22 protein-coding genes and 1 pseudogene are annotated in these 25,427 nt (G+C 72.7%); 13 read left to right on the top strand and 10 right to left on the bottom strand.

The annotated features are described in order from the left end of the window. Positions 1 to 80 precede the first annotated feature (80 nt). The 7 genes from AY578_RS30660 to AY578_RS30630 all read right to left on the bottom strand — a co-directional run bounded on the left by AY578_RS30660 (position 81) and on the right by AY578_RS30630 (position 7,730). Complete coding sequence (locus AY578_RS30660) at positions 81 to 1,382, bottom strand: alpha/beta fold hydrolase (RefSeq protein WP_215048411.1); 1,302 nt, start codon at positions 1,380 to 1,382, stop codon at positions 81 to 83. A 101-nt stretch (positions 1,383 to 1,483) separates the two neighbouring features. Continuing rightward, the gene (locus AY578_RS30655) at positions 1,484 to 2,503 is read right to left on the bottom strand and encodes a LacI family DNA-binding transcriptional regulator (protein WP_019521296.1); all 1,020 of its coding nucleotides are present in this window, start codon (positions 2,501 to 2,503) and stop codon (positions 1,484 to 1,486) included. A gap of 110 nt (positions 2,504 to 2,613) precedes the next feature. Next, entirely contained in the window at positions 2,614 to 2,934 is a 321-nt protein-coding gene (locus AY578_RS30650) for an L-rhamnose mutarotase (RefSeq protein ID WP_019521297.1), read from the bottom strand. 34 nt (positions 2,935 to 2,968) lie between these two features. Next, on the bottom strand, positions 2,969 to 4,051 hold the full coding sequence (gene rhaS, locus AY578_RS30645) for a rhamnose ABC transporter substrate-binding protein (RefSeq protein WP_215048410.1): 1,083 nt from the start codon (positions 4,049 to 4,051) through the stop codon (positions 2,969 to 2,971). 29 nt (positions 4,052 to 4,080) lie between these two features. Beyond that, positions 4,081 to 5,091: an ABC transporter permease gene (locus AY578_RS30640; RefSeq protein WP_161108710.1), complete on the bottom strand. Its 1,011-nt coding sequence runs from the start codon at positions 5,089 to 5,091 to the stop codon at positions 4,081 to 4,083. Next, positions 5,084 to 6,124 (bottom strand): ABC transporter permease, encoded by a 1,041-nt coding sequence (locus tag AY578_RS30635; protein ID WP_019521300.1) that lies wholly within the window; start codon positions 6,122 to 6,124, stop codon positions 5,084 to 5,086. The genes AY578_RS30640 and AY578_RS30635 overlap by 8 nt, the downstream gene beginning before the upstream one ends. 91 nt (positions 6,125 to 6,215) lie before the next feature. Next, positions 6,216 to 7,730, bottom strand: coding sequence for a sugar ABC transporter ATP-binding protein (locus tag AY578_RS30630; protein WP_019521301.1), 1,515 nt, complete (start codon positions 7,728 to 7,730; stop codon positions 6,216 to 6,218). Between the two features lie 260 nt (positions 7,731 to 7,990). Here AY578_RS30630 and rhaI point away from each other — a divergent pair, with 260 nt between their 5' ends. From rhaI to AY578_RS30580, 10 genes and pseudogenes are all read left to right on the top strand, one after another. Next, a complete protein-coding gene (gene rhaI, locus AY578_RS30625) occupies positions 7,991 to 9,151 on the top strand; it encodes an L-rhamnose isomerase (RefSeq protein WP_028959027.1) in 1,161 nt (386 codons plus the stop codon). A gap of 148 nt (positions 9,152 to 9,299) precedes the next feature. Then, on the top strand, positions 9,300 to 11,336 hold the full coding sequence (locus AY578_RS30620; protein ID WP_028959028.1) for a bifunctional rhamnulose-1-phosphate aldolase/short-chain dehydrogenase: 2,037 nt from the start codon (positions 9,300 to 9,302) through the stop codon (positions 11,334 to 11,336). Next, the gene (locus tag AY578_RS30615) at positions 11,333 to 12,781 is read left to right on the top strand and encodes a rhamnulokinase (protein WP_026243287.1); all 1,449 of its coding nucleotides are present in this window, start codon (positions 11,333 to 11,335) and stop codon (positions 12,779 to 12,781) included. Before AY578_RS30620 ends, AY578_RS30615 begins: the two co-directional genes overlap by 4 nt. A 75-nt stretch (positions 12,782 to 12,856) precedes the next feature. Then, a complete protein-coding gene (locus AY578_RS30610; RefSeq protein ID WP_161108713.1) occupies positions 12,857 to 13,612 on the top strand; it encodes a (Fe-S)-binding protein in 756 nt (251 codons plus the stop codon). Continuing rightward, positions 13,609 to 15,087: a LutB/LldF family L-lactate oxidation iron-sulfur protein gene (locus tag AY578_RS30605; RefSeq protein WP_028959030.1), complete on the top strand. Its 1,479-nt coding sequence runs from the start codon at positions 13,609 to 13,611 to the stop codon at positions 15,085 to 15,087. The genes AY578_RS30610 and AY578_RS30605 overlap by 4 nt, the downstream gene beginning before the upstream one ends. Next, complete coding sequence (locus tag AY578_RS30600) at positions 15,084 to 15,716, top strand: LutC/YkgG family protein (RefSeq protein WP_019521307.1); 633 nt, start codon at positions 15,084 to 15,086, stop codon at positions 15,714 to 15,716. Before AY578_RS30605 ends, AY578_RS30600 begins: the two co-directional genes overlap by 4 nt. Before the next feature lie 117 nt (positions 15,717 to 15,833). Further along, positions 15,834 to 16,625, top strand: coding sequence for an ABC transporter ATP-binding protein (locus tag AY578_RS30595; protein ID WP_019521308.1), 792 nt, complete (start codon positions 15,834 to 15,836; stop codon positions 16,623 to 16,625). Positions 16,626 to 16,628: 3 nt separating this feature from the next. Then, complete coding sequence (locus AY578_RS30590; RefSeq protein ID WP_215048435.1) at positions 16,629 to 17,939, top strand: FtsX-like permease family protein; 1,311 nt, start codon at positions 16,629 to 16,631, stop codon at positions 17,937 to 17,939. Between the two features lie 125 nt (positions 17,940 to 18,064). After that, positions 18,065 to 18,922, top strand: a complete 858-nt coding sequence (locus AY578_RS30585) for an AAA family ATPase (protein ID WP_161232685.1) — start codon at positions 18,065 to 18,067, stop codon at positions 18,920 to 18,922. After that, positions 18,919 to 20,318: pseudogene (locus AY578_RS30580) on the top strand (vWA domain-containing protein). The gene AY578_RS30585 and the pseudogene AY578_RS30580 overlap by 4 nt, the downstream one beginning before the upstream one ends. A gap of 548 nt (positions 20,319 to 20,866) precedes the next feature. Here AY578_RS30580 and AY578_RS30575 read toward each other — a convergent pair. Beyond that, entirely contained in the window at positions 20,867 to 22,171 is a 1,305-nt protein-coding gene (locus AY578_RS30575) for a ricin-type beta-trefoil lectin domain protein (protein ID WP_052183220.1), read from the bottom strand. 111 nt (positions 22,172 to 22,282) lie between these two features. Here AY578_RS30575 and AY578_RS30570 point away from each other — a divergent pair, with 111 nt between their 5' ends. After that, the gene (locus tag AY578_RS30570) at positions 22,283 to 22,672 is read left to right on the top strand and encodes a VOC family protein (RefSeq protein WP_019521313.1); all 390 of its coding nucleotides are present in this window, start codon (positions 22,283 to 22,285) and stop codon (positions 22,670 to 22,672) included. A 27-nt stretch (positions 22,673 to 22,699) separates the two neighbouring features. Here the strand turns inward: AY578_RS30570 and AY578_RS30565 are convergent, their stop codons facing one another. Both AY578_RS30565 and AY578_RS30560 read right to left on the bottom strand, forming a co-directional pair. After that, positions 22,700 to 23,059 carry a cupin domain-containing protein gene (locus AY578_RS30565; protein ID WP_028959035.1) on the bottom strand — a complete coding sequence of 120 codons (360 nt, stop codon included), beginning with the start codon at positions 23,057 to 23,059 and terminating at the stop codon, positions 22,700 to 22,702. A 57-nt stretch (positions 23,060 to 23,116) separates the two neighbouring features. Further along, positions 23,117 to 24,145, bottom strand: coding sequence for a threonine/serine dehydratase family protein (locus AY578_RS30560; protein WP_258906488.1), 1,029 nt, complete (start codon positions 24,143 to 24,145; stop codon positions 23,117 to 23,119). A gap of 133 nt (positions 24,146 to 24,278) precedes the next feature. On the opposite strand from AY578_RS30560, the gene AY578_RS30555 reads away from it, so the two are divergent. After that, positions 24,279 to 24,626: a tetratricopeptide repeat protein gene (locus tag AY578_RS30555; protein ID WP_019521316.1), complete on the top strand. Its 348-nt coding sequence runs from the start codon at positions 24,279 to 24,281 to the stop codon at positions 24,624 to 24,626. 140 nt (positions 24,627 to 24,766) lie between these two features. Then, positions 24,767 to 25,411, top strand: a complete 645-nt coding sequence (locus AY578_RS30550; RefSeq protein ID WP_028959036.1) for a peptide deformylase — start codon at positions 24,767 to 24,769, stop codon at positions 25,409 to 25,411. Positions 25,412 to 25,427: the final 16 nt, after the last annotated feature.

Below are 25,427 nucleotides of genomic sequence, written 5' to 3'. Positions count from 1 at the left end.
CCCCGCCACCGACAGTGCACGGGGGCGCGCGGCTGCCCCCTTGGCCCCCTAGGCACCCTGGAGGTCCGACGTCCTCGCGGTCAGGCGTCGCCGCGGGCCAGGGCCAGCAGGCGGTCCAGGACGCGGGGGCCGCCGGTGCGGACGCCGTCGTGCTCGAACTCGTCCGTCACCCAGGTGCGCAGGCCGCGGACCGTCCGGGCGGTGGCCAGGGAGTGCGCGGTGTCGACGTACATGTCGTCGTGGTAGACGGCCGCCGCGACCGGCACCTCGTTGGCGGCCAGGCGCGCCGGGTCGTACAGCGGGGTCCAGTCGGTGCGGGCCGCGAGGAGTTCCGCGGTCTCGCGCAGCGGCCGCAGCGCGGGGTCGCAGTCGAACATCCAGGGGTGAATCGTTTCCCCGGTGAACAGCACGGGCTGGTCGCCGGCGAGTGCCTTGGCCGCGTCGAACCGCGGGAACTCGGCGCGTACCCGTTCGGCGGACCAGGCGGTGGGGCGGGCGTCCTGGGCGTAGATCGCCTCGTGGATCAGCGCGTAGAGCGGATGTCCGGCGAAGGACAGCAGGCTCTGGACCTCCTCCTGGAAGGCGTCGGAGAGCCGCGGGCCGGACGGGGTGGGGACGAAGGCGTCCTCGAGGAGGAAGTGCAGGCGGTGACTGCCGTCTCCGCTGCCGAGCATCATGCCGAGGGACTGGAACGCCTCGACGGTGAACCGGTAGCCGTTCGGCAGAACCACGTCGTGGGTGAGGAGGTGGTCGGCGATGCGACGGGCGCGCTCGACGTCCTGCGGGTAGCGGGCGTAGTGGGCGGCGACCTTGCGCTCGATGCGCGGGTAGGCGGCCCGGTAGACGTCGTCGGCGTGCGCGTCGAGGGAGGGCAGGCCGCCGGTGATCAGGGCGGTGTCCAGTCCCTCGGGGGCCATGGACAGGTAGGTGACGGTGCAGAAACCGCCGAAGCTCTGGCCGAGCACGGTCCAGCGGGCGCCGCCGGTGACCTGCGGGCGGATGGCCTCGCAGTCGCGGACGATCGCGTCGGAGCGGAAGCGGGTGAGATAGCCGGCCTGCTCGGCGGGGCCGCCGCGCAGCGGGAGCGTCTGCCGGTTGGCGGGGGTGGAGGCGCCGGTGCCGCGCTGGTCGAGGAGGAGGACCCGGTAGTCCTCCAGGGCGCGGCCGAGCCAGGCCTGCTTCCCGATGAAACGGTTCGCCCCGAAGCCGGGGCCGCCCTGGAGGTACAGCAGCCAGGGCAGGTCCCGGTCCGCCTTGTCCCGGGCGACGACCTCGCGCGCGTACAGCTCGATCGTCTCCCCGGAGGGGTTGTCGTGATCGAGGGGCACGGTGAACCGGCGGTCGGTGAGGACCACTCCGGGCTGGCGGTAGGTGTCGGTCAACGGGACTCCCGGGACGAACGGATTGTCGGGCCGCGACCCAGTTCAGCACATGTTCCTGCGGCCAACGACCCCGGGATCATGAAAAAGTTCCTGAATTCCGGTCAGCGCGCGGACAGGCTGGAGCGCCGCACGACCAGTTCCGGTGCCAGTACCACACGGCGGTGCTCGTGCGGGGCGCCGGTGTCCTCGGTCTCCTCGAGCAGCAGTTCGGCGGCCAGCGCCCCCATGGTGACGGCGGGCTGGCGGACGGAGGTGAGGGGCACGGCCGCGGCGGCGGCGAACTCGATGTCGTCGTAGCCGACGATGGCGAGGTCGTCGGGGACGCCCACGCCGGCCGCGTACATCGCCTGGAGCACCCCGAGGGCGAGCAGGTCGTTGGCGCAGAACACGGCGGTGGGGCGGCGGGCCAGGCCGAGCAGGCGGGCGCCCGCGTCGCGTCCGGCGGCGACGTCGAGCCGCTCGGTGGGCAGCTCGTGCAGGCTGTCGGGGCCGAGCCCGGCCTCGGCGAGGGCGTTCAGCGCGCCGGTGCGGCGGTCGCGGACCTGGTTGAGTCCGGGCGGTCCGCTGACGTACGCGAGGGAGCGGTGCCCGGCGTCGACGAGGTGCCGTACGGCCAGGGCGCCGCCGGCCACGTCGTCGACGGAGACGGAGCACTCGGTGGTGCCCTCGGCGACCCGGTCGACCAGGACGAAGGGGATGCCGTGCCGGCGGAACGCCTCGATGTTGCGGCCGGTGGCGTCGGCGGGGGTGAGGAGCACGCCCCGCACCCGCTGTTCGGCGAAGAGCGACAGGTACTCGGCCTCCTCGCCGGGGCTCTGGGCGCTGTTGCAGACCATGACGCCGAGGCCGGCCTGACGCGCGGCCCGCTCGGCGCCGCGCGCCACGTCGACAAAAAAGGGGTTGCCCATGTCGAGGACGAGCAGGCCCATGATGCGGCTGCGTCCGGCGCGCAGCTGGCGGGCTGACTCGCTGCGGACGTAGCCGAGCCGGTCGATGGCGGACAGCACGCGGGCGCGGGTCTCGGCGGCGACCGTGTCCGGACGGTTGATCACGTTGGAGACGGTGCCGACGGAGACTCCGGCGACGCGGGCGACGTCCTTGATACCCACCGACTGGGCCATCGGGCAGGGACCTCCAGGGATATGGGGAGACAGGGGGCGGCGCGGCGGGCCCTCACACTACCCGCACGTCCGCCCCTTTTCGGTCACGGGCCGGGCGGGGCCCGTGACCGTCAGTCGAGGTGGAAGACCTCGGTGAGCGGGGTCATCGCCTCGTCGGGCCGGGAGCCGTCGAGGGACTCGAAGAAGGGCGCCATCTCGGCCTGCCAGCGGGCGTTGACCTCGGTGGCCTCCATGCCGGCCTTCGCGGCCTCGAAGTCCTCGGTCTCCAGGTACCCGACGAGGAGGCCGTCGTCGCGCAGGAAGAGGGAGTAGTTGTGCCAGCCGGTGGCCGAGAGCGCCTCGCGCATCTCGGGCCACACGGCTCCATGGCGTGCGCGGTACTCGTCGATGCGGTCCTGCCGGACCTTGAGCAGGAAACAGACGCGTCGCACGGAGTACCGCCTTTCCGAAGAGCAGCTCGGGGGGTCAGAAGTCGAACTGGTCGATGTTGTCGGCATTGAAGACGGTGGGCTTGCCCAGGTTGATCACGCCGTCCTCGCCGATCGTGTACTCGCCCATCGCGCCGGCCGTGAACGTCTCGCCCTCCTGGCCCGTGATCTGGCCGGAGGCGAGCGCGATCGCGGTACGGGCGGCCAGCTCGCCGAGCTTCGCCGGGTCCCAGAGCTCGAACGCCTCGACGGTGCCGTTCTTGACGTACTTGCGCATGTCGTTGGGGGTGCCGAGGCCGGTCAGCTTGACCTTGCCCTTGTACTTGGAGCCGGACAGGTACTGGGCGGCGGCCTTGATGCCGACGGTGGTCGGGGAGATGATCCCCTTGAGGTTCGGGTATTCCTGGAGCAGGCCCTGGGTCTGCTGGAAGGACTGCTGGGCGTCGTCGTTGCCGTAGGCGACCTTGACCAGCTTCATGTCCTTGTACTTGGGATCCTTGAGCTCGTCCTTCATGAACTCGATCCAGGTGTTCTGGTTGGTCGCGGTCTGCGCGGCGGACAGGATCGCGATCTCGCCCTTGTAGCCGATCTGTTCGGCGAGCAGCTGGACCTCGGTGCGGCCCAGGTCCTCCGCGGACGCCTGGGAGACGAAGGCGTTGCGGCAGTCGGGCTTGGTGTCGGAGTCGTAGGTGACGACCTTGATGTCGTTCTTCATGGCCTGCTTGAGCGCGGTGCACAGGGCGCCCGGATCCTGCGCGGAGACGGCCATGGCGTCGGCCTGCTGCTGGGTGAGCGTGTTGACGTAGGAGACCTGTCCCGCGGTGTCGGTGGCGCTGGTGGGGCCGACCTCCTTGAAGCGGGAGCCGAGCTCCTTCACGGCCTTCTCGCCGCCCTTGTCGGCGGAGGTGAAGTACGGGTTGTTGACCTGCTTGGGCAGGAAGCCGACGGTGAGGCCCTTCTTGGTGGCGGCATTCGGGTCGGCCTTGCCGGCGGAGGCGGCGGCGCCGCCCTCGTTCTTGACGTCCTCCTTGGTGGTTCCGCCGCACGCGGTGGCGGCGAGGGCGAGGGAGGTGACGGCGGCGAGGGCCGCACAGGTACGGCGGAGGGATGCGGTGCGCATGGCGGGTTCCTTAAGGGGACGAGGAGAGGTCAGGAGGTCGGTGCGGGCGTCTTGGCGTCCGGAGCGGTGGCGGCCTTACGTCCGGCGCGGGCGACGGCGATCTGCCGGGCGACGCGCGGGCCGAGGACGGACAGCACGAGCAGCACGCCGGTGACGACGATCTGGGACTGGGCGGAGACGTCCTTCAGGCTCATCACGTTCTGCAGGGCGCCCAGCAGGAACACTCCGGCGACCGCGCCGCCGAGGGTGCCCTTGCCGCCGTCGAAGTCGATGCCGCCGAGCAGCACGGCGGCCACGACGGACAGTTCGAGGCCGGTGGCGTTGTCGTAGCGGGCGCTGGCGTAGTGCAGCGCCCAGAAGACGCCGGTGAGCGCGGACATCAGGCCGGTCACCGTGAACAGGATCAGCTTCTGCCGCTTGACGCGGATGCCGGCGAACCGTGCGGCCTCCTCGCCGGCGCCGATCGCGAACAGCGACCGGCCGAACGGGGTGGCGTGCAGGGCGACGACGGCGATCGCGAGCAGCACCAGGAAGGGCAGGAAGGCGTACGGGACGAACGTGTCGCCGATGCGTCCCGCGGCGAAGTCCAGGTAGGCGGAGGGGAAGTCGGTGACCGCGTCGGAGCCGAGCACGATCTGCGCGATGCCCCGGTAGGCGGCGAGGGTGCCGATGGTGACGGCGAGCGAGGGCAGCCCGAGGCGGGTCACCAGCAGGCCGTTGACCAGGCCGCAGACGACGCCGAGGAGCAGGCAGAGCGGGATGATCGTCTCGATGGCCATGCCCTGGTTCCACAGGGCGCCCATCACCGCGCCGGACAGACCCGCGGTGGACGCCACGGACAGGTCGATCTCGCCGGACACCACGAGCAGCGTCATGGGCAGCGCGATCAGCGCGATCGGCAGGGTGTTGCCGATGAGGAACGACAGGTTGAGGGCGTTGCCGAAGCCGTCGACGGTGGTGAACGACAGCAGCAGGACGACCACGAGCAGGGCGCCGACGACCGTGTCCCAGCGAACGGCGCGCGTGAGGGAGTCAGGCATGGCGGGCGTTCCTCTTCTTCAGGGCGGTGGCCACGCGCAGCGCGACGATCCGGTCGACCGCGATGGCGAGGACGAGCAGGATGCCGTTGATGGCGAGCACCCACACGGAGCTGACGCCGAGCGCGGGCAGCACGCTGTTGATCGAGGTGAGCAGCAGCGCGCCGAGGGCGGCGCCGTAGACGCTGCCGGAGCCGCCGGTGAAGACGACGCCGCCGACCACGACCGCGCTGACGACGGTGAGTTCGTAGCCGCTGCCGGTGCCGGAGTCGACGTTCCCGAACCGGGCCAGGTACATCGCCCCGGCCAGTCCGGCGAGGGCGCCGCAGAAGGTGTATGCGGCGAGGATGCGCTTGCGCACCGGGATGCCGGCGAGCCGGGCCGCCTCCGGGTTGGAGCCGAGCGCGTACAGCTCGCGTCCGCCGCCGAAGTGCCGCAGGTAGTACGCCGTCGCCACCAGCACCGCGAGGGCGATCAGCGCCAGGTAGGGCACGGCGGAGATGCCGCCGGAGCCGAAGTCGACGAACCCGCCGGGGAGGTCGGCGGCGGTGATCTGCCGGGAGCCGACCCAGATGGAGTCGATTCCGCGGATGATGTACAGCGTGCCGAGGGTGACGACGAGGGCGGGCACCTGGCCGAGGGACACGAGCAGACCGTTGAGCAGGCCGAAGCCGATGCCGAGCAGCACGGCGAGGGCGACGGCGACGACCGGGTTCCCGCCGCCCTGGAGGTAGGTGCCGGCGGCGAAGGCGCTGATGCCGAGGGTGGAGCCGACGGACAGGTCGACGTTGCGGGTGATGACGACCAGCGCCTGGCCGGTGGCGACCAGCACCAGGATGGTCGCGTTCAGCAGCAGGTCCTTGATGCCCTGCTCGGACAGGAACGCGCTGTTGCCGGCCTGGGTGACGGCGATCATCACCAGGAACACGGCGAGGATGGCGAGTTCGCGCATCTTGAAGACGCGGTCCGCCAGCCGGGTGGCGCCGGCCTTCGGCACCTCGGCGACGGGGGCTTCGTCGGGGGCGGTGAGCGTCATGCCGTGCCCCTTCCGTGCGCCGCTCCGCCCGCGCGATGCGCAGGTGCGGGCGTCATGTTCGTCTGGGGGCCGGCGGCCGCACGTACGTCGCTCACGCGGCCCTCCCGGTGGCTGCGGCCATCACGGTTTCCTCGGTGGCGTCGGTGCGGGGGATCTCGGCGGTGAGCCGGCCCTCGTGCATCACCAGCACGCGGTCGGCCATGCCGAGGATCTCGGGCAGATCGGAGGAGATCATCAGGACGGCCACGCCGTCGGCGGCGAGCTGCGACAGCAGCCGGTGCACCTCGGCCTTGGTGCCGACGTCGATGCCGCGCGTGGGCTCGTCCACGATCAGCACCTTCGGCCCGGTGGCGAGCCACTTGGCGAGGACGACCTTCTGCTGGTTGCCGCCGGACAGGGTGTCGACCGTGTCGGCGATGCGGGCGTACTTGACGCGGAGCTTCACGGCCCAGTCGAGGGAGCGGCTGCGTTCGGCGCCGCGGTCCATCAGGCCCGCCTTCACGGTGGTGCCGAGGCCGGTGAGGCCGATGTTGCGCTCGATGGACATGTCCATCACCAGGCCCTGGGCGCGCCGGTCCTCGGGGACCAGGGCGAGCCCGGCGGCCATCGCGGTGGACGGGGCGCCGTTGGTGAGCTTGCGTCCGTCGACCTCCACCTCGCCGGCGTCCCGGCGGTCGATGCCGAACACCGCGCGGGCCACCTCGGTGCGTCCGGCGCCGACCAGTCCGGCGAGCCCCACGATCTCGCCGCGCCGCACGTCGAAGGAGACGTCGGTGAAGACGCCCTCGCGGGTGAGGCGGCGCACGCTCAGGGCGACCTCGCCGGGGGTCACGTCCTGCTTGGGGTAGAGCTCGGCCAGGTCGCGGCCGACCATGCGGCGGACCAGGTCGTCCTCGGTCATGCCGTCGAGCGGCTCGCTCGCGATCCAGGCGCCGTCGCGGAGAGTGGTGACCGTCCGGCAGATCTCGAAGATCTCCTCCAGGCGGTGCGAGATGAACAGGACGGCCGCGCCCTGGTCGCGCAGTGCGCGGACGACGCCGAAGAGGCGGGCCACCTCGCTGTTGGTGAGGGCGGCGGTGGGCTCGTCCATGATCAGGACGCGGGCGTCGAAGGAGAGCGCCTTGGCGATCTCGACGATCTGCTGGTCGGCGATGGACAGTCCGCGGGCGGGCCGGTCCGGGTCCAGTTCGACGCCGAGCCGCCGCATCAGGGCGGTGGTGGCGTCGTGCGTCGCCTTGTGGTCGATGCGGCGCAGGGCGCGGCGGGGCTGGCGCCCCATGAAGATGTTCTCGGCGATCGACAGGTCGGGGAAGAGCGTCGGCTCCTGGTAGATCACGGCGATGCCGGCGTCGCGGGCGTCGCCGGGTCCGTGGAAGACGACGGGCTCGCCGTCGAGCAGCACCTGGCCGGCGTCCGGCCGGTGCACTCCGGCGAGCGTCTTGATGAGCGTGGACTTGCCGGCTCCGTTCTCTCCGGCCAGGGCGTGCACCTCCCCGGGGAACAGCTCCAGGGAGACGTCCCGCAGCGCGCGGACCGCGCCGAAGGACTTCGAGATGCCCTTGAGCGCGAGGACCGGGGCCGGACCCGTGTCGGACGGGTGGGTCATGAGGGCTCCTCGACGACGTCGGCGGGTCGGCCCTGACGACGTCGTGAAAGGTTTCAACTGGGTTGCCGGGACGTTAGGCGCGTCCCGCATGTCACGTCAATGGGTCACGGTCGAAAAACTTTCGACAGGTTCGGGTCACGCGCAGGTCACGGGAGACGGGAGCGGCCGGAGGGGTTGACACCCCTTCGGGGGACCCCTAGCTTCGCGTTCTGAATCGTTTCACTCTGGTCGTGACGACCCGATGGCACAGGAGCCCTGACGTGACCGAGCGCGCCGCGGTGAAAGCCGCCCTCAAGACCCAGGCAGTCGAGACGCCGTCGTGGGCGTACGGCAACTCGGGCACCCGGTTCAAGGTGTTCGCGCAGCAGGGTGTTCCGCGTGATCCGCGCGAGAAACTGGACGACGCGGCGAAGGTGCACGAGTTCACGGGTGTGGCGCCGACGGTGGCGCTGCACATCCCCTGGGACAAGGTCGACGACTACGCGGCGCTGGCCCGGCACGCCGAAGAACGCGGGCTGCGGCTCGGCGCGATCAACTCCAACACCTTCCAGGACGACGACTACCGGCTCGGCTCCGTCTGCCACCCGGACGCGGCCGTGCGCCGGAAGGCCGTGGACCATCTGCTGGAGTGCGTCGACATCATGGACGCGACCGGGTCCAAGGACCTCAAGCTGTGGTTCGCGGACGGGACCAACTACCCGGGGCAGGACGACATCCGGGCCCGGCAGGACCGGCTGGCGGGGGCGCTCGCCGAGGTGTACGAGCGGCTCGGCGACGACCAGCGGATGCTGCTGGAGTACAAGCTGTTCGAGCCGGCGTTCTACACGACGGACGTCCCCGACTGGGGGACGGCGTACGCGCACTGCCTGAAGCTGGGGCCGAAGGCGCAGGTGGTGGTGGACACGGGGCACCACGCGCCGGGCACGAACATCGAGTTCATCGTGGCGACGCTGCTGCGGGAGGGGAAGCTCGGGGGGTTCGACTTCAACTCGCGGTTCTACGCGGACGACGACCTGATGGTCGGCGCGGCCGACCCGTTCCAGCTGTTCCGGATCATGTACGAGGTGGTGCGCGGGGGCGGGCTGTCGGGAGACGTGGCGTTCATGCTGGATCAGTGCCACAACGTGGAATCGAAGATCCCGGCGATTGTGCGGTCGGTGATGAACGTGCAGGAGGCGACCGCCAAGGCGTTGTTGGTCGACCGGGAGGCGTTGGCGGCGGCGCAGCGGGAGGGGGATGTGCTGGGGGCGAACGCCGTGTTGATGGACGCGTTCAACACGGACGTGCGTCCGCTGCTTCGGGAGGTTCGGGAGGAGATGGGGTTGGATCCCGATCCGATGGGGGCGTATGCGCGGTCGGGGTGGGCCGAGAAGATCGTTGCCGAGCGGGTGGGGGGTCGGCAGGCGGGGTGGGGGGCGTGACGTTCTGATTCGTCACGGGGTGCGGGTCTGTGGGGGCTTGTCGCGCAGTTCCCCGCGCCCCCGAGGGCGCGTTTCGCCCGCCCTCGTTTCAGTTCCGCGCGCCCCTGAGGGGCATCCTGCTCACCCTCTTCCTCAAGGACTGGTTGTCATGGTTCACAGCGAAGTCGCTGCTCTGCTCGCTCGGTCTCACCGGCTCGGGGCCGATCCCCGGAACACCAACTACGCCGGGGGGAACGCCTCCGCGAAGGGGCGGGACGTCGATCCCGTCACCGGGGGTGACGTGGAGTTGATGTGGGTCAAGGGGTCCGGGGGTGATCTCGGGACGCTGACCGAGGGCGGGCTGGCCGTGTTGCGGCTGGACCGGCTGCGGGCGCTCGTCGACGTGTATCCGGGGGTGGAGCGCGAGGACGAGATGGCCGGCGCGTTCGACTACTGCCTCCACGGCAAGGGGGGTGCCGCGCCCTCCATCGACACCGCGATGCACGGGCTCGTCGACGCCGCCCACGTCGACCATCTGCACCCCGACTCGGGCATCGCGCTGGCGTGTGCCGCCGACGGGGAGAAGCTGACCTCCGAGTGTTTCGGCGACACCGTGGTGTGGGTGCCGTGGCGGCGGCCCGGGTTCCAGCTGGGGCTGGACATCGCCGCCGTCAAGGCCGCCAATCCGCAGGCCATCGGGTGTGTGCTCGGGGGGCACGGGATCACCGCCTGGGGTGACACCTCCGAGGAGTGCGAGCGGAACTCGCTGCACATCATCCGCACCGCCGAGCGGTTCCTCGCCGAGCGGGGCCGGCCCGAGCCGTTCGGGCCTGTCGTCGAGGGGTACGAAGCTCTGCCGGAGGGCGAGCGGCGGGAGCGGGCCGCTGCTCTCGCGCCGTACGTGCGGGCGATCGCCTCGCAGGACCGGCCGCAGGTGGGACACTTCGACGACTCCGACACCGTGCTGGACTTCCTGGCGCGGGCCGGGCATCCCCGGCTGGCCGCGCTCGGGACGTCGTGCCCGGACCACTTCCTGCGCACCAAGGTGCGGCCGCTCGTGCTGGATCTGCCGCCGTGCACGCCGCTCGACGAGGTGGTGACCCGGCTGGAAGAACTGCACGCGGACTACCGGCGGGAGTACGCCGCCTACTACGAGCGGCACGCCGAGCCGGACTCCCCCGCGATGCGCGGCGCCGACCCGGCGATCGTGCTGGTGCCGGGCGTGGGCATGTTCAGCTTCGGCAAGGACAAGCAGACGGCGCGGGTGGCCGGGGAGTTCTACCTCAACGCGATCAACGTGATGCGCGGCGCCGAGGCGGTGTCGACGTACGCGCCGATCGAGGAGTCGGAGAAGTTCCGCATCGAGTACTGGGCCCTGGAGGAGGCCAAGCTGCGGCGGATGCCGGCGCCGAAGCCGCTGGCGACGCGGGTGGCGCTGGTGACCGGGGCCGGCAACGGGATCGGGAAGGCCATCGCGCGGCGGCTGTCCACCGAGGGCGCGTGTGTCGTCGTGGCCGATCTGAACGGCGAGAACGCGGCGCGGGTCGCCGAGGAGCTGGGCGGGCCGGACAAGGCCGTCGCGGTGACCGTGGACGTGACGGACGAGGAGCAGATCGCCGCCGCCTTCCGGGAGGCGGTGCTGGCCTTCGGCGGGGTGGACCTGGTGGTGAACAACGCCGGGATCTCCCTCTCCAAGCCGCTGCTGGAGACGTCCGCGAAGGACTGGGACCTTCAGCACTCCATCATGGCCCGGGGGTCGTTCCTGGTGTCGCGGGAGGCGGCGCGGGTGATGATCTCCCAGCGGCTGGGCGGCGACATCGTGTACATCGCCAGCAAGAACGCCGTGTTCGCCGGTCCCCACAACATCGCGTACTCGGCGGCCAAGGCCGACCAGGCCCACCAGGTGCGGCTGCTGGCGGCGGAGCTGGGTGAGCACGGCATCCGGGTCAACGGCGTCAACCCGGACGGTGTGGTGCGCGGTTCGGGGATCTTCGCGGGCGGCTGGGGTGCTCGGCGCGCGGCCGTGTACGGGGTGCCGGAGGAGAAGCTGGGCGAGTTCTACGCGCAGCGGACGCTGCTGAAGCGGGAGGTGCTGCCCGAGCATGTGGCCAACGCCGTGTTCGCGCTGACCGGCGGCGACCTCACGCACACCACCGGACTGCACGTCCCGGTCGACGCCGGCGTCGCCGCCGCCTTCCTGCGATGAGCGGCGGCGTGGGCACGTACGCGGCGGTCGACCTCGGCGCGTCCAGCGGGCGTGTCATGGTCGGCCGGGTGGGCTCCGGCACCCTGGAGCTGACGGAGGCGCACCGGTTCCCGAACCGTCCGGTGCGGGTGCCGGAGGGGCTGCGCTGGGACGTGCTGGGGCTGTATACCGGGGTGCTCGACGGACTGCGGGCGGCGGGGAACGTGGACTCCGTCGGCATCGACAGCTGGGCCGTCGACCACGGGCTGCTCGACGCGGACGGGGCGCTGCTGGGCAACCCCGTGCACTACCGCGACCCGCGGACCGACACCGTGGCGGAGAAGGTGTGGGCGACCGTGCCGGCCGCGGAGCTGTACGCGGCGACCGGGCTGCAGTACGCGCCGTTCAACACGCTGTACCAGCTCGTCGCGGCCCGGGAGAGACGGCAGTTCGCGCAGGCGGAGCGGCTGCTGCTGATGCCCGACCTGCTCGCGTACTGGCTGACCGGGGAGCAGGGCACCGAGCTGACCAACGCCTCCACCACCCAGCTGATCGACCCGTCCACCCGTACCTGGGCGCACGGGATCGCGGAGCGGCTGGGGATCGACCTCGGGCTGTTCGCGCCGCTGCGACTGCCGGGTGACCCGGCGGGGATGCTGCGGCCCGAGGTGCTCGAGGAGACCGGCCTTGCCGGGCCGGTGCCGGTGACGGCGGTCGCCTCGCACGACACGGCGTCCGCGGTGGCCGCCGTACCGGCGGACGGTGAGCGGTTCGCGTACATCTGCACCGGCACCTGGTCGCTGGCCGGGCTCGAGCTGGAGGCGCCCGTGCTGACCGAGGAGAGCCGGGCCGCCAACTTCACCAACGAGCTGGGCCTGGACGGCACCGTCCGCTACCTGCGCAACATCATGGGGCTGTGGCTGCTCCAGGAGTGCCTGCGCGCCTGGGGCGAGCCGGACCTGGGCGCGCTGCTGCGGGAGGCGGCCGGGGCGCCGGCGCTGCGGTCGGTGGTGGACGCCGGGGACACCGCGTTCCTTGCGCCCGGCCGGATGCCGGAGCGGATCGCGCAGGCGTGCCGCGCGTCGGGGCAGCCGGTGCCGGACTCCCCAGCCGCGACCGTGCGCTGCATCCTCGACTCGCTCGCCCTCGCCCACCGCACCGCCGTCGAGGACGCGCAGAGGCTCGCCGGACGGACCGTGGACGTGGTGCACGTCGTGGGCGGCGGCACCCGCAACGCGCTGCTGTGCCAGCTCACCGCCGACGCCTGCGGGCTGCCGGTGGTGGCCGGGCCGACCGAGGCGGCGGCCTTCGGGAACGTGCTCGTGCAGGCCCGCACCCAGGGGCGGGTCGGTGATCTTGCCGGCATGCGGCGACTGCTGGCCGGCACCCAGCCGCTCACCCGGTACGAGCCGCGCGGCGACACCCGGCGCTGGGAGGCGGCCCGCGCCCGGCTCGCCGAACGGTGACCCGGGTCTCCCCCCGGCCCCCGGACCCGCACTACCCTGCCCATCACCTGATGATCGACTGGACGAGGAGCCGCGATGCGTGTCGCCCTGTTCCTGACCTGCGTCAACGACACGCTTTATCCGGACACCGGCCGTGCCGTGGTGAAGCTGCTCACCCGGCTGGGCGTCGACGTCGACTTCCCCGAGGCGCAGACCTGCTGCGGCCAGGCCCACTACAACACCGGCTACCGGCACGAGGCGGAGCCGATGGCCCGTCACTTCGCCGACGTCTTCCGTGACTACGACGCGGTCGTGACGCCATCCGGGTCGTGCGGGGCGATGGTGCGGGAGCTGTACCCGCGCATGGGTGAGCGGGCCCGGTCAAAGGGGCGGGGGGACGGTCTCGCGACGGTGCTGGCGCCGGTGGTGCCGAAGACGTACGAGCTCACCGAGTTCCTGGTGGACGTGCTGGAGGTGACGGACGTCGGGGCGTACTACCCGCACCGGGTGACGTACCACCCGACCTGTCACGGACTGCGCTCGCTCGGGCTGGGCGAGCGGCCGCTGCGGCTGCTGCGCGCCGTGAAAGGGCTGGAGCTGGCGGAGTTGCCGGGCGCGGAGGAGTGCTGCGGGTTCGGCGGCACGTTCGCGCTGAAGAACGCCGACGTGTCGGCGGCGATGGGCACGGACAAGGTGCGCAACGCCGAGTCGACGGGCGCGGAGGTGCTGTGCGCGGCGGACAACTCCTGTCTGATGCACATCGGCGGCACGATGTCGCGGCTCGGGACCGGCATGCGGCCGGTGCACATCGCGGAGATCCTGGCGAGCACGGAGGAGGACCCGGCCGTATGAGCGGAACGTTCGTCGGTATGCCCGCTTTCCCGGCGGCGGCCCGGGAGGCCGTGCGCGACACCACCCTGCGGGGCAATCTGCGGCACGCCACACACACCATCCGCGCCAAGCGGGCGCGTGCGGTGGCCGAACTGGACGACTGGGAGCGGCTGCGGCAGGCCGGGAAGCGGATCAAGGACCGCACGCTGCGTCATCTCGACCGCTATCTGGTGCAGTTGGAGGAGTCGGTGACGGCGGCGGGCGGTGTCGTCCACTGGGCCGCCGACGCCGACGAGGCGAACCGGATCGTCGCGGAGCTGGTGAAGGCGACCGGTGAGACGGAGGTCGTCAAGGTCAAGTCGATGGCCACGCAGGAGATCGCGCTCAACGAGGCGCTGGAGGCGCAGGGCATCCACGCCTACGAGACCGATCTGGCCGAGCTGATCGTGCAGTTGGGCAAGGACCGGCCGTCGCACATCCTCGTCCCGGCGATCCACCGCAACCGCGGGGAGATCCGCGACATCTTCACCCGCGAGATGGGCGAGTGGGGCCGCCCCGCGCCCGAGGGGCTCACGGACACGCCCGCCGACCTCGCGGAGGCGGCGCGGCTGCATCTGCGGGAGAAGTTCCTGCGCGCCAAGGTCGGCATCTCCGGAGCCAACTTCATGGTCGCCGAGACCGGCACACTCGTCGTCGTGGAGTCCGAGGGCAACGGGCGGATGTGCCTGACCCTGCCGGAGACGCTGATCTCGGTGGTGGGCATCGAGAAGATCGTGCCGACCTGGCAGGACCTGGAGGTGTTCCTGCAGACCCTCCCCCGCTCCTCCACCGCCGAGCGGATGAACCCGTACACGTCGATGTGGACCGGCACCACGGACGGGGACGGGCCGCGCGATTTCCATCTGGTGCTGCTGGACAACGGACGCACCGACACCCTCGCCGACGAGGTGGGCCGGCAGGCGCTGCGCTGCATCCGCTGCTCCGCCTGCCTGAACGTCTGTCCGGTGTACGAGCGGGCCGGCGGGCACGCGTACGGGTCGGTGTACCCGGGTCCGATCGGCGCCATCCTCAGCCCTCAACTCCGCGGCACGGCAAGCGAGATCGACGCGTCGCTGCCGTACGCCTCGTCGCTGTGCGGGGCCTGCTACGAGGTGTGCCCGGTCGCCATCGACATCCCCGAGGTGCTGGTGCATCTGCGGGAGCGGGTGGTGGAGGGCGGCGAGGCCGTCCGTGAGGGCAACAAGGTGCGGCTGCGTCCGGCGAGGGGGCACGCGGCCGAGCGGGCGGCGATGCGGGCGGCCCGCTGGGCGCTCACCCGGCCCGGCGCCCTGCGCACCGGTCAGCGGCTCGCCTCGCGCACGCGGCGGCTGCATCCGCGCACGCTGCCGGGGCCCGGCCGGGCGTGGAGCGGGACGCGTGACCTGCCGCCGGTGCCGGCGGAACCGTTCCGGGACTGGTGGCAGCGGACGCGCGGCGGGAAGGACGGTGCGAAGTGAGCAGCAGGGAGCGGATCCTGGGCCGGGTGCGGCGGGCCCTGGCAGACGTGCCGCCGGGTGAGGACGTACCGGTCGAGCGGGACTATCTGCGCGAGCACGGGGAGCGGACCGTCGAGGAGACGGTGGAACTGCTGGCGGAGAATCTGGCGGACTACCGGGCGGTCGTGCACCGGACCGACGCCGGCTCGCTGCCGGGCGTCGTCGCGGAACTCCTGTCAGCGCGGGGCGCGTCGAGCGTACTGGTGCCGCCCGGCCTGGACGAGGGCTGGCTCGCGGCGGCCGAGGTGACGCGGGTGCGGGACGAGGCGGGCAGCACCCCGCTCGAGCTGGACCAGGTCGACAGCGTCGTCACCGCCTGCGCCGTGGCCATCGCCGAGACCGGCACGATCGTCCTCGACGGCTCTCCCGGCCAGGGCCGCCGCCGGATCAGCCTGGTCCCCGACCACCACATCTGCGTGGTGCGCGTCCCTGATCAGGTGGTGGCGTCCGTCCCGCAGGCCCTCGGACGCCTCGACCCCGCACGCCCGTTGACGTGGATCTCCGGCCCCTCCGCGACCAGTGACATCGAGCTGGACCGGGTGGAGGGCGTGCACGGGCCGCGCACCCTGGAGGTCGTCCTGGTCCGGTGAACCACCGCCCGAGGGGTGTCGCTGCGTACACCCCGGGACGGGCACTGCGCCCCGTGTGGACCGCTCCTCTCCTCCGTAGCGTCGTGACCAGGGCGCAGGGAGTGCCCGACGGAGGAGATGACGATGGTGCGCAACAGGGCGCGGCACGACCCGCGCACGGAACCGGCCGCCGAGGCGCTGCGCCTGGTCAAGGTCACCAAGTCGTACGGCACGGCGGAGAACGCCGTGACCGCGCTCGAGGGGGTGACGCTGGGCCTGGCGCGGGGCACGTTCACGGCGGTGATGGGGCCGTCCGGCTCCGGCAAGTCGACGCTGCTGCAGTGCGCGGCGGGTCTGGAGCGGCCGGACGCGGGGATCGTACGGGTCGACGGGACGGAGCTGACGGGCGCCGGTGAGGCGGAGCTGACGAGGTTCCGGCGCGGGCGGGTCGGGTTCGTGTTCCAGCAGTACAACCTGCTGGAGACGCTGACGGTGGCGCAGAACACCGTGCTGCCGCTGAAGCTGGCGGGCCGTCGGGTGGACCGGCGGCGGGCGACGGAGATCCTCACGGCGGTAGGGCTCGGCGACCGGCTGGGGCACCGCCCTGACCAGCTGTCCGGCGGTCAGCGGCAGCGGGTGGCGATCGCGCGGGCGCTGGTCGCCGAACCGCGGGTGATCTTCGCGGACGAGCCGACGGGGGCGCTGGACACGCGCAGCGCGCGGGACGTGCTGGCGCTGCTGCGGGAGGCGGTGCGGGTGCACCGGCGGACCGTGGTGATGGTGACGCACGACCCGGTCGCCGCCTCCTGGGCGGACAGTGTGCTGTTCCTCGCGGACGGCAGGCTGGCCGGGCGGATGGACGCGCCGACCGCGGACGCGGTGGCGGAGCGTCTTGCGCACCTGGGTGACGACGCGCCGGTGGGGGTGTGAGCGATGCTCGTACTGGCTCTGCGGTCGGTCCGGCAGCGGCCCGGACGGTTCCTCGCGACGCTGCTGTCCGCCTTCCTGGGCGCGGCGATCGTCATGGCGTTCAACTCGTTGCACGACACGGCCGGCGCGCCCGGCGTCGACGCGGTCAGCTCCGAGACGCTGCGGACGGCGGCCGGGGTGGTCGGCGGGTACGGCACGCTGCTGGTGTTCTTCGCGGTCGCGTCCGCGCTGACGGTGAACGTGCGGCAGCGGGCGGCCGAGCTGGAGCTGCTGCGCTGCTCGGGGGCGACGCCCGGGCAGCTCCGGCGGATGGTGGTGGGCGAGGCCCTCGCGGTGGCCCTGGTGGGTACGGCCGCTGCGGTGCTGCCGGCCGTGCTGGGCGGGCGGCTGCTGGTGGAGCTGTTCCAGGACACGGGGCAGGTCGCCGCGTCCGTGGACCACTCCTTCGGGACGGTGGCGCTGTCGTCCGGCGTCTTCGTCACCCCGGCCGCCTCGGCGGGCGCGGCGCTGCTCGCGCTGCGGCGGGTCACGCGGGGGCGGCGGCGCACCGTGCGGCGGCGGCCGGTGTTCGCGTGGGCGGCGCTGACGGCCGGTGCGGTGGCCGCGTCGTCCACGTTCGCCTTCTCCCCGAGGGACGAGATGCTGATGGCGTTCCCGGCCCAGGGCGCGATCCTGCTGTCGGTGGGGTTCGCGCTGATGGCGCCGCGTCTGCTCACGGGTGTGCTCGGCCGGCTCACGCTCGGCGGGGCGAGCGGCTGGCTCGCGGTGCGGAACCTGCGGCGGCGGGCCGGTGAGCTGTCCGGCATCCTGATGGCGCTGATCCTGTTCACGGCGGTGTCCACGGCGACGCTCACCATGCAGGCGGTGGAGAGCGACGAGGTCGCGGCCTCGGGGCTGGTGAAGTCGGTCGACGCCAAGAACCTGGAGACGCTCAACTACACCGTCGTCGGCATCATCGTGGTGTTCGTCTGCGTGATGCTGGTCAACTCCCTGTACGCGGCGACCACGTACCGGGGCCGGGAGTTCGGGCAGCAGCGTCTCGCCGGGGCGACGCCCGGTCAGGTGCTGGGTGTGGTGGGCGTCGAGGGGCTGGTCCTCACGGTCGCCGGGCTGCTGTTCGGCACGCTGGCGGCGCTGGCCGGGATCGTGCCGTTCACCGTGGTCCGCAGCGACGCGGTGCTGCCGGGGCAGCTGGCGGGCGTCTGGACGGCCGTGGCCGCGGTCGGCGCGGCGGCGACCGTCGGGACGAGCCTGTTCACGGCGCGGCGCGTGCTGCGGACGCCGGCGGTGCGGGCGGTGGGCGTGGCGGCGTGACGGTGCGGGCGCGTCATCGGACGGGCGAGCGCGTGACACAGCGATGAGCAAGCGCTTAGATAGGCGTCCGGGCATCCACGCGATGCCCGGACACCGTCGTTCCCGCGCCCAGCCGGAGGCCGCAGTTGTTCACTTCCGTCGACGACGTCTCCACGCGCCTCGCAGAGACCGGCTATCTGGCCTCCCCCGCGGTCGCCACCACCGTCTTCCTCGCCGCCCGGCTCGGCAAGCCGCTGCTGGTCGAGGGCCCCGCCGGGGTGGGCAAGACCGAGCTGGCCAAGGCCGTCGCCCGCGCCTGCGACGCCCGACTCGTACGGCTCCAGTGCTACGAGGGCGTGGACGAGTCGCGCGCGCTGTACGAGTGGAACCACGCCAAGCAGCTGCTGCGGATCAGCGCGGGCCGCGGCGAGACCTGGGACGAGGCCCGCACGGACATCTTCAGCGAGGAGTTCCTCCTCCCCCGCCCGCTGCTCACCGCGATCCGCGGGGACGACCCCAAGGTGCTGCTGATCGACGAGACCGACAAGGCGGACGTCGAGATCGAGGGGCTGCTGCTGGAGGTGCTCGGTGACTTCCAGGTGACGGTGCCCGAGCTGGGCACGGTGACCGCGACCCGCCGGCCGTTCACCGTCCTCACCTCCAACGCGACCCGGGAGCTGTCCGAGGCGCTGCGCCGCCGCTGTCTGTTCCTGCACATCGGGTTCCCGGACGCGGAGCTGGAGCGGCGGATCGTCCGGCTGAAGGCGCCGGGCGTGGACGCGGCGCTGGCGGAGTCCGTGGTACGGGTGGTGGGGGCGCTGCGCGCGATGGACCTGCGCAAGGCGCCGTCGGTCGCCGAGACCGTCGACTGGGCGCGCACCCTGCTGGCGCTCGGTGCGGGCACGCTCGACGAGACGGTCGTACGGGACAGTCTGGGCGTGGTCCTCAAGCATCAGGACGACATCCAGAAGGCGGCGGCCAAGCTCGACCTGGACACGCTGTGACCACCGACGCGGACACGGACCTCGCGGACACGGACCTGGTGACCCGGCTGACCGGCCTGGTCGACGCGCTGCGCGGGCACGGGCTGCGGATCGGCACCGGGGAGACCGTGGACGCGGCGCGCGCGGTGGAGGCGCTGGGCCTCGCCGAGCGGGAACTGCTCCGGGAGGGCCTGGCGGCGACGCTGCTGCACGGCGCCGGCGGACGGCCGGTGTTCGACGCGGTCTTCGACCTGTACTTCCCGCGCGGGGTGGGGGTGCCGGACGGCGACGGCGGCGAGGCCGACCGGGAGGCGCTGCGCGCCCGGCTGGCGGAGGCGCTCGCCGCGAACGACAGCGCGGCGCTGGCCCGGCTGGCGGCGGAGGCGGTCGACGGCTTCGGCGGGTACGGGGCTTCGCCCGGCTCGGACGGCTGGTCGTCGTACCAGACGCTGGACCGGCTGCGGCCGCAGACGCTGCTGGCGCGGGTGCGGGACGAGGTGCGCGGGCGGGACGGGGCCGGGAACTTCGCCGACCGGCTGCTGGAGGACGAGATCCGGCGCCGTATCGAGGAGTTCCGGCGGCTGGTCACCGCGGAGGCGCGCCGCCGGGCCGCGGAGCGCCGGGGCCGCGACGAGATCGCCCGCCGCGCGCTCGCCCCGACCGCCGACCGGGTCGACTTCCTGCTCGCCGGCAAGGACCGGCTGGGGGGGGTGGGGCGGCCGGGATGCGCCGCACGGTCCAGCCGCTCGCCCGCAAGCTGGCCACCCGGCTCGCGGCACGCCGCCGCAGGGCCGCGCGCGGCACCATCGACCTGCGCAGAACGCTGCGCGGCTCGCTGTCGACGGGCGGGGTGCCGGTGAAGCCCGTCCTGCGGCGACGCCGGCCCGCCCGGCCCGAACTGGTGCTGCTGTGCGACGTGTCGGGCTCGGTCGCCGGGTTCTCCGACTTCACGATGCTGCTGGTGCAGGCGCTGCACGACCAGTTCTCCAAGGTGCGGGTGTTCGCCTTCGTCAACCGCGTCGACGAGGTGACCGGCCTGCTGGTGCCCGGGGCCGCCGACCCGGAGGGCCTGAACGCCCGCATCCGCGCGGAGGCCCGGCTCACGGCGTGGCACGACAGCAGCGACTACGGCGCCGCGCTGGGCGAGTTCACCGACCGGTACGCCGACGCCGTCGGCCCGCGCACCACGGTGTTCGTCCTCGGCGACGCCCGCACCAACATGGCCGACCCCGACCTCCCCGCCCTGCAGGACCTCACCCGCCGCGCCCGCCGCGTCCACTGGCTCAACCCCGAACCCCGCACCCTCTGGGGCACGGGCGACTCCGCCGCCCCGGCGTACGCGGAACTGGCGGACATGCGGGAGTGCAGGAACGTACGGCAACTGGACGCGCTGGTGGGGCGGTTGTTGCCGGTGTGAGGGAGTCGGTCGGCAACGGTGCAGGTCACAGAGGTGACCCCCAGCGGGGGAATCCGGCAATCGGCTAGCATCCCGCCATGTCCGACACCCCCGCGCAGCGCCGGCTGCGCACCGACCCACGGACCGCGACCGCCGCGGCCCGCCAGTTCCCCCCGGTCCCGGTCGCCGAGGCGGAAGCCCTGCTGCGTGCCCTGGGCGCCGAGGAGACCGTGCTGGCCCTGTACCGCCAGGGCCCGGGGTATGCCGCGCTCACCGCGGACGCGCTGATCCTCCTGAACCGGAGCACCGTGACCCGTGTGCCCCGGCCACTGGAGATCCGAGGCCCTGCCTACGGCGCACGGCACAACGTCGACGTGTCGGTGCACGGACAGCATGTCACCCTCTGGGTTCGCAGACCGACTAGAACGGAGAGGCTGACTGCTCGGCGGGATCGTCGCTGTACCCCCTTGGCGGCGGCGCGGTGGTCCGCCGCCATGTCCTCGGGTTCCGCCGCCACCGGGGCAAGGTCCTGCGTCACTCCCAACTCCCCTGGGCACGGGCCGTCCTGGTTACGCCGTCGTTGGCGTCCAGCGCTGGGCGGCGGTCCTGTTGCAGTCCCAGATCTGGAGTTGCGTGCCGTCCGCCGTGGAGCTGCCCGGGTCGTCCAGGCAGCGGCCCGACCGGGGGTTGACCAGGGACGAGTCCGGGCCGGGGATCCAGCGTTGGGCGCCGGTGCCGTTGCACTGCCAGAGCTGGACCTTGGTGCCGTTGGCGGTTCCGCCGCCGCTCACGTCGAGGCAGCGGCCGAGCGCGCGCAGGGTGCCTCCCTCGCCGGGGACGTACGTCCAGCGCTGGGCCGCTGTGCCGTTGCAGGTGTAGAGCTGGACGGGTGTCCCGTCGGCGGTGGCGGCGGCACGGACGTCGACGCACTTGCCGGGGATGCCGGAGCGGAAGGCGGCCGTCCGCGTCACCCCGCCGGAGGCCAGGGCCGCGTGCACGAGGTCGGCCGCCGCCCGCATGCCGGCCTCGTTCGGGTGGTAGGTGGACCGGCCCTGCGCCGGACGGTACGACTCCACCCACGGGTTCGCCGAGCACGCGTCGTGCCCGCGGCTCGCGCCCGCCAGGTCGACCAGGGTGGCGCCCGTCGCCGCGGCCGCGTCGGCGGTGGCGGCGGCCAGGCGCGCGGCGATGCTCCGTTCGTACGCGGCCTGTTCGTCGGTCAGGGGTGCGACGGCGCATGTGCCGGAGTCCGGCAGCAACGTGAAGTAGGTGACCAGGTACACGCGGGCCTGGGGCGCCACGGCGTGGACCGCGCGCACGATCTCCCCGATGCGGCCGGGTAGTTCCGGGAAGGTCCGCTCGATCGATTCGCGGTCGACGGCCGGGCAGTTGGAGCCGCCGCTCGCCTGGCAGGAGTAGGCGTTGATGCTGCCCAGGTAATTGACGTCGTTGCCGCCGATCGTGACCGTGACGAGGCGCGTGTCCGGGGTCACGGCCTGGACCTGCGGCGGACGGGAGCCCTGGTAGTTCCTCAGCACGTGCTGGGTCGTGGCGCCGCTGCACGACACATCCGTCAGGTCGGCGCCGATCTCGCGGGCCACGAGGCTGGGGTAGTTGGTGGCCGAGCGGGCACAGGCGTCGGCGCCGTCGCTCGACTGGACGGGCGGGATGCCGGGGCCGGCGGCGAACGAACTGCCCAGCGCCACATAGTCCGTTCCGGCGTCCGCGGCCACGGAGGGCGCCTGCGCGGAAACGGGCTGGGCGGCGGTCACCGCGGGGGCGGCGACGACCGCGGCCCACGCCGCCGCCAGGGCGCACACGGCTCGCGCCCACGTCCGGATCGGTAAACGGTTGGTGGTGCGCGAGCCCGGCATCGGCATCCTCCACGAGAGCACGTGAGAGTCACACAACGTTGTAAACGGACCCTAGCCGCGTCTCCGGGCCACGCCAAGACTTCCGACAGGCTCTCGGGAGAGGATCGGCGCATGGCCGATTCCTCAGCTCAGCTCAACGCCCTCATCGTCGACGCGACGGACCCCGAGCGGCTCGCCGCGTTCTGGTCGGAGGTGCTCGGCAGGCCCGTCGTGGGCCGTACGGGCCCCTATGTGTGGCTGCGCCGGGAGAACGGCCTGGTACTGGGATTCCAGCGTGCCGACACCCCCAAGTCCGGCAAGAACCGCATGCACGTCGACATCGCCGCCCCCGACCCGGCCGCCGCGCAGCGCCGGATCGAAGGGCTCGGCGGGCGGCGGCTCGAGGGGTACGAGGACGGAGGCTTCCTGGTCATGGCGGACCCCGAGGGGAACGAGTTCTGCGTCCTCCCCACGGGGCCCGTCGACCTCGACGACGAGGGACGCGCGCACTACCTCGACTGACCGGCCAGGAGGGCCGGTGACCGGCGCCTAGTCCGCCTTCGCGTACTCCTTCGCCATGGCGCCCGCGAAGTCGTACACCACGACCTGTTCGTCGCCGACGACCCACGCGTCGTGGCCCGGCGGGCACACGAAGACGTCGCCGGGGCCGACCTCGCTCTCCGCGCCGTCGTCCATGCGGATGTGCATACGGCCCTGGAGCACGTAGCCGTTGTGGTGGATGCCGCACGACTCCGTGCCGGCGATCGGGCCGACCGACTCGGACCAGCGCCATCCCGGCTCGAACGTGGCGACCGCGAAGTCCAGCCCCGTCAGATGGACGGCTTCGAGGTGGCCCCTCGGGAAGTCACGCCGCTCGTCGGGCTTGTCCAGCGTCTTCACCTCGAGCATTGCCCCTGCTCCCTTCCGGTGAACGGCCCGGTACGGCGAGGGCCGGGCCCTACCCCCTCATCGTCCGCCCGTCCACCCGGGGCCGCCATCCGGGTGAGGGGCGCCCGCTCGGTCGCCGGGGGCGCAGAGGCGGGCGAAGCGTTCCGTGTCGACGTTGCCGCCCGAGAGGATCAGGCCGACGCGGGGCGGGAGCGGGCCCGCGCGGCCGGTGAGCAGGGCGGCCAGCGGGGTGGCCCCGCTCGGTTCGAGGACGATCTTCAGCCGGGTGAAGGCGAACCGCATCGCCTCCTTGATCGCCTCGTCGTCGACCAGCACGACACCGTCCAGCAGGCGGCGGTTCACGGCGAAGATCAGCTCGCCGGGCGTGGCGACCGCCTGGCCGTCGGCGATGGTGCGGGGCACGGGCACGGTGACACGGCGGCCGGCCTCCAGGGAGCGCCGGGTGTCGTCCCCGGCCTCCGGTTCGACGCCGATCACCCGGGTCGCCGGGTGCAGGCCCTTCACGGCGGTGGCGCTCCCGGCGATCAGTCCCCCGCCCCCGACCGGCGCGATCAGCGCGTCCAACTCGCCGCTCTCTTCGAGCAGTTCGAGCGCCGCCGTGCCCTGGCCCGCGATGACGTGGGGGTGGTCGTAGGGCGGTACGAGGGTGAGGCCCCGCTCGGCGGCGAGTGACTCGGCGATGGCCGCGCGGTCGCCGGTGTAGCGGTCGTAGGAGACGACCGTCGCGCCGTACCCCTCGGTGGCGGCGCGCTTGGACGGCGGGGCGTCCTCCGGCATGACGACGACGGCGGTGGTGCCCAGTTCGCGGGCTGCGAGGGCGACGGCCTGGGCGTGGTTGCCGGAGGAGTAGGCGACCACGCCCCGCGCCAGCTGGTCCCGGGTGAGCCGGGAGACGGTGTTGTAGGCGCCGCGGAACTTGAAGGCGCCGACCCGCTGGAAGTTCTCGCATTTGAGGTGCACCTCGGCGCCGACGAGCGCGTCCAGGGTGCGGGAGCGCAGGACGGGCGTGCGGTGGGCGACGCCGCGCAGGCGTGCGGCGGCGGAGCGGACGTCGTCCAGGGTGATCGGCGGGGTGGTGGTCGTCACGCGGTCCCTCCGGAGGCAGTCGGTGCGGTCAGCCTATGCATCCCGCACCGGCCGCGCCGCTGGTCGCAGAGGTGGGTAGGGAGGGGAATAGCGGGGCGTCCGGACCGGTTGTCGGGCGCGAAGGAGGTGCCGGGTGAACACGACGTACTACGACCACGGAACGCATGCCGAGCGCTGGGAGCGCGCGGGGATGTTCTTCGACGCCAAGGACTACTACTCCGCCGCGCGGGTCCTGGGCAGCCTGGTCGAGGAGGTGCCGGAGCAGACCGGGCCGCGTCTGCTGCTCGCCCGCGCCTACTACCACTCGGCCCAGCTGCGCCGCGCGGAGGCCGAGTTGCGGATCATCCTGGACCGCGACCCGGTGGAGCACTACGCCCGTCTGATGCTCGGCCGCACCCTGCAGCGGCAGGGCCGGCACGCCGAGGCGCAGCCGCACATGCGGCTCGCGGCCGCGCTGGCCGGCGACTTCGACGAGATCTGAGCGCGCGCGGACGGCTGGTGCCCGGTTCCCCTTCGGGGAGCCGGGCACCGTGCGTGTCACCGGGGCGCGAAGGCCGCCGAGTTCCGGGAGGGGCGCGTGACCTGGGGCACACAAGATGAAGGTCATGCGATGCTGGCGTGATGGAAACTCCGAGCGATCGCGTGCCGTTGGCCGAGCGGGTCGAGCAACTTCTCCTAGAGGAGGGGCCGTTGCCCATCGTCGCCGCCGGGCATCCGGTGCTGCGCCGCCGCACCGTGCCGTACGACGGGCAGCTGGACGACGCGCTGCTGGCGCGGTTCGTGCAGGCGCTGCGCGTCACCATGCGCACGGCGCCCGGTGTGGGTCTTGCCGCGCCGCAGGTGGGGGTGGGGCTGCGGATCGCGGTGATCGAGGACCCGGCGCCGGTGCCGGAGGAGGTGCGGGTCGCGCGCGGGCGGGAGCCGCAGCCGTTCCGGGTGCTGGTGAACCCGGCGTACGAGGCCGTCGGCACGGAGCGGGCCGCGTTCTTCGAAGGGTGTCTGAGCGTGCCCGGCTACCAGGCGGTGGTGGCGCGGCACGCGGCGGTGCGGCTGACCGGGCAGGACGAGCACGGGCGGGAGCTGGACGAGGAGTTCACCGGCTGGCCCGCCCGGATCGTGCAGCACGAGACCGACCACCTGGACGGCACGCTGTACCTGGACCGGGCCGAGCTGCGCTCGCTGTCCTGCAACGCGGCGGCGGCCCGGTACTGGGGACAGCCGACGGCCGAGGAGGCGGCGCGGGCGCTGGGCTTCGACCTGCCGTAGCCGGCGCCCGCCCGGG

Source organism: Streptomyces thermocarboxydus, from assembly GCF_024760485.1.
Lineage (GTDB): Bacteria > Actinomycetota > Actinomycetes > Streptomycetales > Streptomycetaceae > Streptomyces > Streptomyces cellulosae.
Note: the sequence above shows the minus strand (reverse complement) of the source record. Positions and strands in the feature narration are given on the sequence as shown.